General features: G+C 61.7%; 19 protein-coding genes and 1 tRNA gene. 12 read left to right on the top strand and 8 right to left on the bottom strand.

Annotated features, from left to right (window positions below):
• Together AUR66_RS04045 and AUR66_RS04040 are read right to left on the bottom strand one after the other, a co-directional pair.
• Positions 1-434: ATP-grasp domain-containing protein (locus AUR66_RS04045; protein ID WP_394326251.1), on the bottom strand; the 434-nt coding region annotated here is incomplete at its 3' end.
• Between the two features lie 61 nt (positions 435-495).
• Entirely contained in the window at positions 496-1,026 is a 531-nt protein-coding gene (locus tag AUR66_RS04040) for a 50S ribosomal protein L16 (RefSeq protein WP_058571213.1), read from the bottom strand.
• A 169-nt stretch (positions 1,027-1,195) separates the two neighbouring features.
• Here AUR66_RS04040 and AUR66_RS04035 point away from each other — a divergent pair, with 169 nt between their 5' ends.
• Entirely contained in the window at positions 1,196-1,846 is a 651-nt protein-coding gene (locus AUR66_RS04035) for a type 1 glutamine amidotransferase (protein WP_058571212.1), read from the top strand.
• Here the strand turns inward: AUR66_RS04035 and nucS are convergent, their stop codons facing one another.
• Positions 1,847-2,698 (bottom strand): endonuclease NucS, encoded by an 852-nt coding sequence (gene nucS / locus AUR66_RS04030; RefSeq protein WP_058571214.1) that lies wholly within the window; start codon positions 2,696-2,698, stop codon positions 1,847-1,849.
• 107 nt (positions 2,699-2,805) lie between these two features.
• On the opposite strand from nucS, the gene AUR66_RS04025 reads away from it, so the two are divergent.
• The 11 genes from AUR66_RS04025 to AUR66_RS03980 all read left to right on the top strand — a co-directional run bounded on the left by AUR66_RS04025 (position 2,806) and on the right by AUR66_RS03980 (position 8,792).
• Positions 2,806-3,261, top strand: coding sequence for a pyridoxamine 5'-phosphate oxidase family protein (locus AUR66_RS04025; RefSeq protein WP_058571211.1), 456 nt, complete (start codon positions 2,806-2,808; stop codon positions 3,259-3,261).
• 127 nt (positions 3,262-3,388) lie between these two features.
• Complete coding sequence (locus tag AUR66_RS04020) at positions 3,389-4,543, top strand: MFS transporter (RefSeq protein WP_082682126.1); 1,155 nt, start codon at positions 3,389-3,391, stop codon at positions 4,541-4,543.
• A gap of 109 nt (positions 4,544-4,652) precedes the next feature.
• On the top strand, positions 4,653-5,507 hold the full coding sequence (locus AUR66_RS04015; RefSeq protein WP_058571209.1) for a DUF5995 family protein: 855 nt from the start codon (positions 4,653-4,655) through the stop codon (positions 5,505-5,507).
• A 107-nt stretch (positions 5,508-5,614) separates the two neighbouring features.
• The gene (locus tag AUR66_RS04010; RefSeq protein WP_058571208.1) at positions 5,615-6,001 is read left to right on the top strand and encodes a winged helix-turn-helix domain-containing protein; all 387 of its coding nucleotides are present in this window, start codon (positions 5,615-5,617) and stop codon (positions 5,999-6,001) included.
• Between the two features lie 5 nt (positions 6,002-6,006).
• Positions 6,007-6,213, top strand: a complete 207-nt coding sequence (locus tag AUR66_RS04005; protein ID WP_058571207.1) for a hypothetical protein — start codon at positions 6,007-6,009, stop codon at positions 6,211-6,213.
• Positions 6,214-6,215: 2 nt separating this feature from the next.
• A complete protein-coding gene (locus tag AUR66_RS04000) occupies positions 6,216-6,377 on the top strand; it encodes a DUF7560 family zinc ribbon protein (RefSeq protein WP_058571206.1) in 162 nt (53 codons plus the stop codon).
• Positions 6,378-6,483: 106 nt separating this feature from the next.
• Complete coding sequence (locus tag AUR66_RS21755) at positions 6,484-6,630, top strand: DUF7560 family zinc ribbon protein (protein ID WP_197409674.1); 147 nt, start codon at positions 6,484-6,486, stop codon at positions 6,628-6,630.
• A gap of 152 nt (positions 6,631-6,782) precedes the next feature.
• Positions 6,783-7,244: a pyridoxamine 5'-phosphate oxidase family protein gene (locus tag AUR66_RS03995; RefSeq protein WP_058571205.1), complete on the top strand. Its 462-nt coding sequence runs from the start codon at positions 6,783-6,785 to the stop codon at positions 7,242-7,244.
• 105 nt (positions 7,245-7,349) lie between these two features.
• A complete protein-coding gene (locus tag AUR66_RS03990) occupies positions 7,350-7,997 on the top strand; it encodes a helix-turn-helix domain-containing protein (RefSeq protein WP_058571204.1) in 648 nt (215 codons plus the stop codon).
• Between the two features lie 82 nt (positions 7,998-8,079).
• Positions 8,080-8,475 (top strand): ArsR/SmtB family transcription factor, encoded by a 396-nt coding sequence (locus AUR66_RS03985; RefSeq protein ID WP_058571203.1) that lies wholly within the window; start codon positions 8,080-8,082, stop codon positions 8,473-8,475.
• A gap of 125 nt (positions 8,476-8,600) precedes the next feature.
• On the top strand, positions 8,601-8,792 hold the full coding sequence (locus AUR66_RS03980; RefSeq protein WP_058571202.1) for a DUF1059 domain-containing protein: 192 nt from the start codon (positions 8,601-8,603) through the stop codon (positions 8,790-8,792).
• Between the two features lie 279 nt (positions 8,793-9,071).
• Here the strand turns inward: AUR66_RS03980 and AUR66_RS03975 are convergent.
• The 5 genes from AUR66_RS03975 to AUR66_RS03955 form a co-directional block, all read right to left on the bottom strand.
• A tRNA-Phe gene (locus AUR66_RS03975) sits at positions 9,072-9,145 on the bottom strand.
• Positions 9,146-9,194: 49 nt separating this feature from the next.
• Positions 9,195-9,920 carry a DUF2270 domain-containing protein gene (locus tag AUR66_RS03970; RefSeq protein WP_058571201.1) on the bottom strand — a complete coding sequence of 242 codons (726 nt, stop codon included), beginning with the start codon at positions 9,918-9,920 and terminating at the stop codon, positions 9,195-9,197.
• Positions 9,921-10,103: 183 nt separating this feature from the next.
• Positions 10,104-10,298, bottom strand: coding sequence for a cold-shock protein (locus AUR66_RS03965; RefSeq protein ID WP_058571200.1), 195 nt, complete (start codon positions 10,296-10,298; stop codon positions 10,104-10,106).
• A gap of 160 nt (positions 10,299-10,458) precedes the next feature.
• Positions 10,459-10,653: a cold-shock protein gene (locus AUR66_RS03960; RefSeq protein WP_004057907.1), complete on the bottom strand. Its 195-nt coding sequence runs from the start codon at positions 10,651-10,653 to the stop codon at positions 10,459-10,461.
• Between the two features lie 168 nt (positions 10,654-10,821).
• The coding region (locus AUR66_RS03955; RefSeq protein WP_197409673.1) for a universal stress protein at positions 10,822-11,065 on the bottom strand (244 nt) is incomplete at its 5' end.

Raw genomic sequence — 11,065 nt, 5'->3', positions numbered from 1 at the left:
GGGTCGTGCGCCTTCGCGATACCGACGCCGCGAGTCGTCGAGTTCGGCTTGACGACGACTGGGTAGTCGAGGCCCGCCTGCTCGATGGCGTCCATGAGTGCTGCGTCGTCGGTCGGATTCGAGACGTAGACGCTCTCGATGACAGGGATGTCCGCCCGCGAGAGCGCTGCGACGACGCCGGCCTTGTTCCGCGAGGTGAGTACGTCTTCGCGGGTGTTCACCCACGGAATGTCGTGACGAGCGTCGACGACACCGCCTTCCATCACTCGCGAGGGGAAGACGAACCCCACGTCGAACTCGTCGGTCGGCGGCGTCGACAGGTCGAGGGCGAACTGTTTGGCGCGGAGGTGTCCGACGTCGATGCCACGTGCGGCTAGCGGGTCGCGCATTCGCTCGAACGTCTCGCTACTAGTCGCCACCGCCAACCGAAGCATACGCTACGTGGAGTGTCGCTGGTGCAAAAGTGAGGTGGTTCGCGCGAACTGACGTGCGACGTTACGCGACGAGCAGTTCTTCGCCGCGGTCGACCACGATGCGGCACGGCGGCGACATCTTGTTGTAGGCACGGCGGAAGGCGTCCTTCGCGATTTCCGCGTCCTCGACGTCGCAGTAGATGGTAAAGACCGTCTCGCCCTTGGGGATGCGTGCGGCGGTGCCGACGACCTTCCCGAACGACTGGCGCATTCCGTCAGAGACACGGTCTGCACCCGCACCGGTTGCCTGCTTGTTCTCGCGGATGACGTGGTGCGGGAACTTGCGCAGGATCATCTTGTACTGCTTCTCGCCAGCGTTCTTGAGCATGAGACGGTTGGCAGAGAGGCGTGCGGATTCGAGCGAACCGTGGCGAATCTGGACGTCCTCTTCGACCTTCAGGGAGATCTGGACAGGGTAGTCCTCGGGGTCCGCCTGCAGGTCGCCCATGTTGTGCTGTGCGATCTTGGAACCGGGAATTCCCGTGATGTACTCGCGTCGCGTGTACGCCGGGTTCTTGATTTCCCGGTACATAGAGGCGGGTTTGTCTGACATGGTTACTTGTGAAACCGAAGGGTCAGGCGGGCTAAAAACGCTTCGAAGCTTCATTCGGCCAACGGGCCGTGTGAGCGACTCACACGACCGACGTCGTCGGATGCCGAACTCGCGTGCCCCTCGGTATCGATGGACAGTCTTATCAGATATCTTCACATCGACGTAGACGATGTTGCTCGTCTGCGATACGATGGTCTCCGACGGCCCGTCGTACTTCACCGACGCACTCGCCGACCTCGCACTCGACGGCCGCGACGGGGTCGTTCACTCACTCCCCGGCGACGGTCTCCCGACGCTCTCGGACGTCGATGCCGTCGTCGTCACCGGGAGTACCGCGGGCGTCTACGAGGCCGACGAGCGTCCGTGGATAGCCGATGGTCGCCGTCTCGTCCGCGAACTCGTCGCACGCGAGATTCCGACGCTCGGCGTCTGTTTCGGTCACCAACTCGTCAACGACGCACTCGGCGGGACCGTCGAAGCGGGCGACCAGAAACGCGGCATCGTCGACGTAGAACTCGACGACGACCCGGTTTTCGAGGGCGTCTCCGGTCGAATTCCGATGGTCCACGGCGACTACGTGGTCTCGCCCGGCGACCGGATGGAGACGATTGCCTCGGCCGGCTACTACGACCACCTCGCAACGCGCCACGAATCTGCGCCCGTCTGGACGGTCCAGTACCACCCCGAGTTCACCGGGACGCTACTCGACCGTATCGCCGACGACTTCGGGTGGCCGGACGACGAGGACCACCGCGACTTCGCCGAGGTGACTGCCGCGAAGACAGTCGAGAACTTCGCGTCGCTCGCGGGTCTCGACTGATTACTCGTCTGCCGTCGGGTCGTCGCTCTCGTTTTCTCCACTGGTCTCACTTTGTCCGTCGCTCCCGCTTTCTCCGCTGGTCTCGTCTTCGCCCCCGTCGTCCTCGGCAGAACCGTCTTCGACTGGTGGCGCGCCCGTCTCCGGGTCGAGCGCGACGAATTCGAGGCCTTCCCGGTCGAGTAAGTCTGCTGCTCTGTCGGTAATCGATGGCGCGACGAGGATGCCACGGACCGGTTCGTCGTCGCCGAACTCGCGGTGGAGGGCGTCCACGTACCGCCGGAGTTGACTCGCCGCAGCGGGGCCGACCCGCCGTCGCTTCAACTCCACGACGACGGGTACTTCGTCCGCGTCTTCGCCGAAGATGTCGATGGGTCCCGCGTCGCTCTGTCGTTCAGTTTCGAGGGGTTCGAAGCCGGGTTCGAGAATCGACGGATTCGCGAGGATGTGCTGTCGCAAGTCCTCTTCGCTTCCGGTGAGTTCCAAATCGCTTCGGTCGTTCACGCCGTAGGCCGAACACTGGTCGACCCGTTCGAAGTGCACGTCGAGTCGTTCGTCCGGGTTCGACCTGCGACTACGGATACGGAGGCGTCCGTCGCGGATGCTGGCGGAGTGGGTACACCCCGGCGGTTGCCAGTTGACGGGCGTCCGCTTCTCGTCGGTGTGGACGAGGATGGAGCCATCGGGTTTCAGAATCACCAGTCGGTCACCGGGGCCGAGTTCGCTCGTCGCGCGCCCATCGTAGTCCACGGTACACCGTCCGAACACGGTAATCATGTCCTCGCGCTCGAAGGCCGCTTCGAGGTGGACGAGGGCGTCGCGGTGCGTCGGCCGGTGGAGTGTGTTCACCGTCATCCGGGTGTCGCCCCGCGATTCGTGGTCACCGGACATAAGCCCCGCGTCGTGGTCGGGATATTCCGGTCTGCTGGCACGCTTATGCCCTCTCCATGCGTATATTTACCATGGCCCCTGAATACCCCGAAAGCAACCGAGTCGGGATGTCCGACGACGAGATGGACCAGATGCTCACAGAGAGGGGTGTCGGCGTCCTCTCTCTGGCCGACGACAACGTCGCGTATGGAATCCCCCTCTCGTTCGGGTACGACGCCGAGTTGAATCGGCTCTACTTCGTCTTCCTCCGCCCCGGAGAGACGTCCCGAAAAGAAGACTTCGCCGAGCAAACGTCTCGAGCGAGTTTCACCGTCTGGGACTGCCCGTCGCGCTACGAGTGGAAGAGCGTCGTCGTCGAAGGCGAACTGCACCCAATCGCAGACGACGAGTGGTCACGCGTCAACGATGTCCTCGACGACAACGCGTGGTACCCGAGTCTCTTCTCGGAGACCGAACCCATGCAGGATATGCTCGGGTGGGAGCTCCGCGTCGACCACCGCTCCGGCCTCCAGCGCCGCAGCGCGTGACCATCGCGTCTGCGCAAGTCAAATGCACGGGCGCGATTCCTCTTTTGTCTCCTCTCTCGTCAGTCCACCTGTGAATCGTTCGAAATGGAGCGTTCTCGGAATCATCGCTGTGTCAGAGTTGTTCGTGATGTCGCTGTGGTTCAGTGCCAGCGCCGTCGCCCCGCAACTCGCCGTGGCGTGGGGGCTCTCACTCGAGCAGGCGGCGTGGTTGACGACTGCGGTCCAACTCGGGTTCGTCGTCGGCGCACTCGCGTCTGCCGTCCTCACGCTTTCCGACCTCGTCCCCCCGCGTTACCTCCTTGCTGGGTCTGCGCTCGTCGGCGCTGCTGCGACGGTGACGCTCGGCACCGTCGTCCAGTCGCCGTCCGTCGCACTCGGACTCAGATTTCTCACGGGCGTCGCGCTCGCCGGCGTCTACCCGCCAGGGATGAAACTCGTCGCGGGATGGTTCCGCGAAGAGCGAGGGCTGGCTATCGGGACGCTCATCGGTGCGCTCACCGTCGGGTCTGCACTTCCCCATTTACTCCGGGCCGTCGGTGGTATCGACCGACCCCGACTCGTTCTCCTCGGTGCTGCGGCGCTCGCGACGGTCGGTGCCGTTACCGTCCTTCGCGTGAGTCCGGGACCATACCAATCACCGGCGGCCCCGTTCGACCCCACCGCAGTCCGACGTATCCTCCGTGACCCGCCGACGCTCCTCGCCAACACGGGGTACTTCGGCCACATGTGGGAACTGTACGCCGTCTGGACGTGGCTTCCGTTGTTTCTCACGCTCGCGTACGACGCGTCTGACCATCCGCTTGCGACCCCAGAGGCCGCCGCGTTGACCGCGTTCGGAGCAATCGCCATCGGTGGTATCGGAGCACTCGTCGCCGGACGCGCAGCCGACGTATGGGGTCGAACGACCGTTACCGCCGCGAGCATGGTCGTGAGCGGCATCGCGAGCCTCCTCGCGGGTCTCGTCTTCGGCGCGTCGCCCCTCGTGGTCGTCCCCTTCGTCCTCGGGTGGGGGTTCGCCATCGTCGCCGACTCGGCGCAGTTCTCCGCGGCAGTCTCCGAACTCGCAGACCCGAGTTATCTGGGCACGGCGCTCACGCTCCAGACGGCCTTCGGGTTCTTGCTGACCGTCGTCTCGATTCAACTCACGCCTCTCGTCGCCGACATCGTGGGGTGGCAGTGGGCGTTCGCCCCGCTTGCACTCGGGCCTGCGATTGGGACGCTCGCGATGTGGCGACTTCGGCGACACCCTGGCGCAGCGAAGTTAGCCGGCGGACGCGGGTGAAGCGGAGACTGTCCGGTGCTGATTCGACTTCCGACGACACTCTCCGCTCCCGGACTCTCTCACTGACGGTATCGTTATCCAGTATCCGGGCGTATCCGTACACCATCAGATGCGCCGGATGACGCTCGACGAAGGACGGAAACTCGCGACGGCAGTGCGAACGCCGAATCCGTCACTGTCCGGTGCTCGTCCCGACCCGTCGCCGGCGATTCTCGACCTCGTCGAGAGACCATTCCGCGACGTCGCCGACGCGCACGAACGACTGTCGGCCCTCGAAGCACTACTCTACGAGCGTGAAGACCGCCGCGCCGCGTTCTTGACTATCTACGCCCGTGTGACCGCCGAAGTCCACGACGGACTCGCGCACGACACGTTCGACGACCCGGCATGGGTCGCCGAGTACCTCGTCACCTTCGCTGACCACTACCGGCGGGCGTTCCACGCGTTCGAGCGTGGCGTGCTCGACGAGGTTCCCGACCCGTGGCGTCTCTCGTTCGAGACGTCGCTCCGTGGGGACGCCCTCGTGACACAGGACGTCCTCCTCGGCATCAACGCGCACGTGAACTACGACCTCGCGCTGGCGCTCTCTGAAGTCGGCATCGACCCCGACAGACGACGCAAGTACGCCGACCACAGACGTATCAACCGCGTCTTGCGCAGTCTCGTCGACGACGAACAGGACCTCATCGCCGCGCGCTACGCCGACGGCGTGGCCGACATCGACGAGTCTCTCGGACGACTCGACGAGACGCTCTCGTTCCTGACGCTTCGCGAGGGGCGACGGAACGCGTGGCGTGGTGCAGTCGTCCTCACCGATGGTCGGTACGGCCCTCTCAAACGCGCAGTCCGGTGGTATCTCAACAGTCTCTCGATGGGTGCTGGCCACTTCATCCTCGCACCGACGGCGAACACCGCGGTCCGAAGGCGGCTGAAACGGCTCGAAGACGGCGACGACGGCCCATAGTCGTGGCAGGGGTGCGACCCGCCAGACGGACTGTCCACGGGGGATATATAAACCACCCCAGATAGCGCGGTGCTGGATACCTCCGGATACCGTCCGTCTATTGTAGTATGAACTCGTCCACGACGCTCGCCGCAAACGGAATTGGAGGCTTCGACTCGCAGCACCAGGACGCCGCCGACACGTCCGTCGTCCTCTCTGCTCTCAGTGACGACGACAACAGACGTATCCTCGCAGCGTGTGACGACGCCCCCCGGACCGCACAGGAGTGTGCCGAGGTGTGCGACATCCCGCTGTCGAGCGTCTACCGCAAACTCAGCCAACTCTCCGAGGCGTCGCTCCTCGACGAGGGGCGTCGAATCCAGACGTCGGCCCACCACCCACGAGAGTTCTCGACGCGCTTCGACACGCTCTCGTTCTCGTTCGGTGACTCCGGCGTCTCGGTGGACTTCCGACAGGTCGCGACTGACGGCGGCGAAGACTCAAAGGAGCGCTGAGACCGATGTCTGCTCGACGTCCCCCCGCGCGAGACTTCGGCGAGTTGTTCGTCGAACTCACCGGCCAGACGACGCTGACCGAACCGCAAGACACCATCGCCAGTGTCGTCACCGAACTCCGAACAGAAGACATCGAGATGATGGAGGACATCGCGTCGACAGTCCTCGAGACCGGAATGGAAGACGCACTCGAATCCCCAGAGGTAGACTAATGATGGCTGGAACGACGGCAGACGAATTCGAGTTCGAATGCCCACAGTGTGGTGAACAGTTCGAAGTCAACGACGGGATGCGCGAGGCACTCCTCGAACGCGGGTGCCCAGTCTGTACGTCTGCGGTCACAGAGACTGCGTTCTCTTCGCTGTCGTCTCGGTGAACATCTCTCTCCCGGGTCTCTTACGTCTCTTCGCTGTCGTCTCGTCTCGGTCTATTCTCGAAACAGTAGGCTACATATACGAGTGCTATCTCTACTATCAACAACGATGACCGACACGACAGACTACACCTTCGTCTGCCCAGAGTGTGCGGAGTCTATGGTGGTCAACGCTCCCATGCGTGATGCACTCATCGACAACGGGTGTGTCATCTGTGGGTCGTCCGTCTCCGACCAGTCGTTCTCTCACGCCTGACCTGTCGTCTCGATTCTGGTCCCCTTTCTGGCTGTCTCGGAGTCGCTACCGAGCGATGCGACCCGTCTGGCGGGTGATATTTGCCTCCGGACCGGTCGCGATGCGAGAAGTAACAATGATTACGTCCCCCGCGAGTCAGGGCATACGAACCAATGTCTCTGGACCAACAGACCAACCTCTCGTTCGACGACATCGCGGAGGTTCTGGCGCGCCACGAGACGGGTGTGTTGTCGCTCGCGAAGGACGATGAACCCTACGCAATCCCCATCTCCTACGGCTACGACCCCGACGGTGGCCAGTTCTACTTCCGACTCGTCTCGACACCAGAAAGCGAGAAACGTCAGTTCCTCACCTCCTCCCCACGCGCTCGCCTCGTCGTCCACGAATCGAACGGTGAAATCTACCGGAGCGTCATCGCGGAGGGTGCCCTCGAACGGGTCGACCCGAGCGAGATGACGGTCGAACGAATCGTGCAGTACGGGGAAGCCAAACGACCGCTGTTCGAGATTTGGGGCGAGACGAAGCGTGACCTCGACATCCAACTCTTCGAACTCGACCCAGACAATCTGGGCGGGCGAGAAGTTCGCGTCGACCCCGAAGAGGACGTCGAATGAACGCCCTTATCGGCGCTGAATCTGCTTTCGAACATCGACTGCGGGCACCATCGACGACCACCACCTCGGTCGAACCCACACCGCGTCGAATCGAGTAACACACTCATGTCTGCTGGGATTCGCGCAACCGTCGAATTCGACTCTCCGTCTGTCTGTCAAATCGCGTCGATTGCCTACTCGACGGAGTCAGTCGTCAGCTCCGTCTCGACGAGCGTCGCACCGACACCCGAGTCTGTAAGTGTCACCGAGTTCGTCGTCGACGCCGAGGACACACCCGACGATATCGCGCTCGAACCCATCTTCTCGTACGGGAACAAGCACCTCTTTCGAATCGCTCACGATGGCGGCGTGAACTGTCCGTGCGAGTGTCTCGGCGAGTTTGGGTGTCCAATCGACCGCTACTTCACACAGCGCGGGACGCTGACCCTCGTCTTCCACGCTGCGGACTACGAACAACTCCAGGGCGTCATCGGGGAACTTCGCGAGCGATTCCCCGAGGTTGACATCAAACGACTCGTCAGGTCTCCGACGGGTGACGCACCCGAAGACAACGTCTTCGTCGACCGGGGAAAACTCACCACGCGGCAACTCGAAGTCCTCCAGACCGCCTACGAGATGGGCTACTTCGAGCGTCCGCGACGCGCAAATGCGACAGAAGTGGCGGCCGCCCTCGACATCAGTCAATCGACGTTCTCGGAACATCTCGCCGCCGCTCAGACGAAACTTCTCGGCGACGTTCTCGAAGAAGGATAGCGGCCGTGCTCGGCGGGAGTATATAAACGTCCCCGGATATCGTGGTTGTCCGTTGGTCTACGTACGGTGACTCTATTGAGATATGAGTCAGGCATCGCTTCCATCGTCCGTTCGCTCTCACACTCGCAGTTCCTCCGACGAAATCGTCGTCGACGACCAAGAGCGGATGGACGTCCTCTTCGACGCACTCGACGACGAAAACTGCCGGTGCATCCTCGAAGCGACTGACGGAACTGCGCTGTCTGCGAGCGAAATCGCCGAGTCGTGTGACCTCCCGCTGTCGACCACCTACCGGAAACTCGACCCACTCGCCGAGGCGGGTCTCCTCTCGAAGCGACTTCGCATCTCTCGGGCCGGAAAGCACACAGCCGAATACGAACGCGCTGTCGACGACGTGACCGTCTCCGTCTCGCCGTCCGGATTAGAAGTTCGTGTCACCCCCCGCGACGTCGCACAGGAATCGACTGTCACCGCGTGAGGCGACTCTGTTTCTTCTGCCGCTTTCATCTCTCGAGGTAGGTCGGTACGAGAGAGTCTCACAGCTTCCTCAAATATTGTTAACACTTAGCACGGAGTGTCTTCTAGAGGGAGGTGACAACAGAGATGGCTCTACAAGTCGCGTGTAACACGGCCGTTTCAGGGTGCGTGTTCATGATGCGTACCGAAGACGAGGATAAAGACAGACTCCTGCGCGAAGCACGAGACCACGTCCGCGAGCAGCACGGGAAAGAGTTCACCCTCGAAGAAATCGAAGAACAGTTCGTGAACGAAGTCACAGTGGAAGTCGAACCCTGAGACGGCTTCCACCCCTCTTTTCGGTCGGTAGGGACTCGCCGCTCGACAGTCGGGTGAGTCTCGTCGGATTGTGAACTTCGCTCCCAGCAACGCTGCTCGTGTGTTCAACTCCGCTCGCGAGCAGTTTCACTGCTCACGTTGTTCGCAGGAAAATGCCGCCTCCCGGATTGTGAACCGAGCGAAGACTCGCTTCGCTCGTCTTCTCGGGTTCAAACCGGTCGGGTCGCATTCTGGATTTCACCGCGACTCGCTCCGCTCGTCGGGTTGAAATCACAGAAGTGCCGCCTCCCGGATTTGAACCGGGGACAGCTCGATCTTCAGTCGAGTGCTCTCCCAGTCTGAGCTAAGGCGGCGCAACTCGGTAGACGTGCAGGGGAGAAAAAACGATTTCGGATTCCCGCGCTAGGCATCGCCGTGTTCTGGTGGCTCCCACCCGGTGACTTCACTCGGGATGAGTTCGCCGTTGACGTTCCAGTCCCGTGGACGGAACGCGATGGCACCGATGGTCGCGTAGAACCCCGCCACGATTGCGACGACGACTGGGCCAGGGATACCCCCGATGCCCGCATTGGCGACGAGACTCGTGTGGTCCGTGTACGTCGTCAACTGGATAACCCACGCGACGAGCATCACGAGGAACAGCGGGAGGTACACCCGCCGGAGTCGGTGGGCGACCGCCTCTTCGAACGGTATCTTCATGTTCGGCGTGCGGTAGTCACCACCCAGTTTCTGTCGCCAGTTCTCGTCGACGACACCCCCCTCAGGGTCCAGTGCGTACGCGAACACGTTCTGTTGGAACATCCGAACGCGGGACCGCCAGATGTCGTACGCACGGAACCGGCGAGACTCGATTCCGAGGAAGATGCTCAGCGTCACGAGACCGAGCAGGATGATGTAGTGCGGGTGCGACTGTGCGGAAAACGACCACGTGAGAATCCCGGCCATCAACGTAATTGCCCAGTTGCTCGTCCGGTCGAGTCGCTCTCTCCAGGACTTCATCCGGTGTATCTCTCCGCGGTACAGGTGGGCGAACGACGAACCCGGACCCATCGTCTCGTCGAAGAGGTCCGCACCGATGTGGGAATCGGGTGGTTTCGGGTGGGACTTTCGCTCCCTCTCGGCAGGCATTGTTGTTCGTTTGATGCACAACTACGGAGACGTATGAAGCTTCTGGGTGCTCAGAACCTACGCTAGTCATGGAGAATTGTGCACTTTTGAACTTCTAACTCTGCGACGGATGGCGCTGTCGCTCACCGTCTAGAAAATAATTCTCGAAAGTCGATACGTCTGCGGTTACGAGTCTGTCCCGAGTTAGAGGCGCTTGACGTTCGTCGCGCGCGGGCCCTTGGGGGCGTCTTCGATGTCGAACTCTACTTCCTGACCCTCTTCGAGGTCCGGGCCGCCAACGTCTTCCATGTGGAAGAACACGTCATCGTCCGCGTCGTCGGTAGAAATGAAACCGTAGCCGCCAGTGTCGTTGAAGAAATCAACCTTACCTTTCGCCATTGCCTTTGTACAACGGCCCTGTGGACGGTTAACCCTTCCGCATACCCCTATCGTATCTCACTATTCACTAGCCAGCGCCGATACGCGCCGCTCTCGGCGGGTGAAAAACGGAAGAAAGTTCGTCAGTGTGTGAAGTTACCGGCGGTGAACGAAGACCTGCTTAGAGGCGGGTGACGTTCGTCGCGCGGGGACCCTTGGGGGCCTGTTCGATGTCGAATTCGATCTCCTGACCCTCTTCGAGGTCCGGGCCGCCAACGTCTTCCATGTGGAAGAACACGTCGTCGTCCGCGTCGTCAGTAGAAATGAAACCGTAACCGCCAGTGTCGTTGAAGAAATCAACTTTACCTTTCGCCATTGCCTTTGGATTCAACCACGTCGGACGTATAAGTCTTGTGAAGCCAGGAACGAGAGGGCGAAATTGGTGCACCCCGCGCTCTCGTCGGTCCCTCGTTTTCGTTCTGGAGCCCCAGTGACGACTGTAACCGTCCGATGACGACCGTTCCGATACGACCTAAATCGAGTCTCACACGACGTGCACCGGCACGTCTGTACGACCGACGACACGCTTCGTGGTCGACCCGAGGAGTGGTTTGTCCGGGTCTCGCTGCCCGCGTTTTCCCATCACGACGAGGTCGATACCCTCCTCGTCGACGTACTCGAGTATCTCCTCTTCTGGGATTCCAGACCGCACGACGACGGTACACTCGACGTTCGCGTCTGCGGCGAGTTCGTGGACCTTCTCTGCGAATTTTCGCCCCTTCTTCGTC

It is taken from the genome of Haloferax profundi (genome assembly GCF_001469865.1).
In the GTDB taxonomy this organism is placed as follows: Archaea; Halobacteriota; Halobacteria; order Halobacteriales; family Haloferacaceae; genus Haloferax; species Haloferax profundi.
Note: the sequence above shows the minus strand (reverse complement) of the source record. Positions and strands in the feature narration are given on the sequence as shown.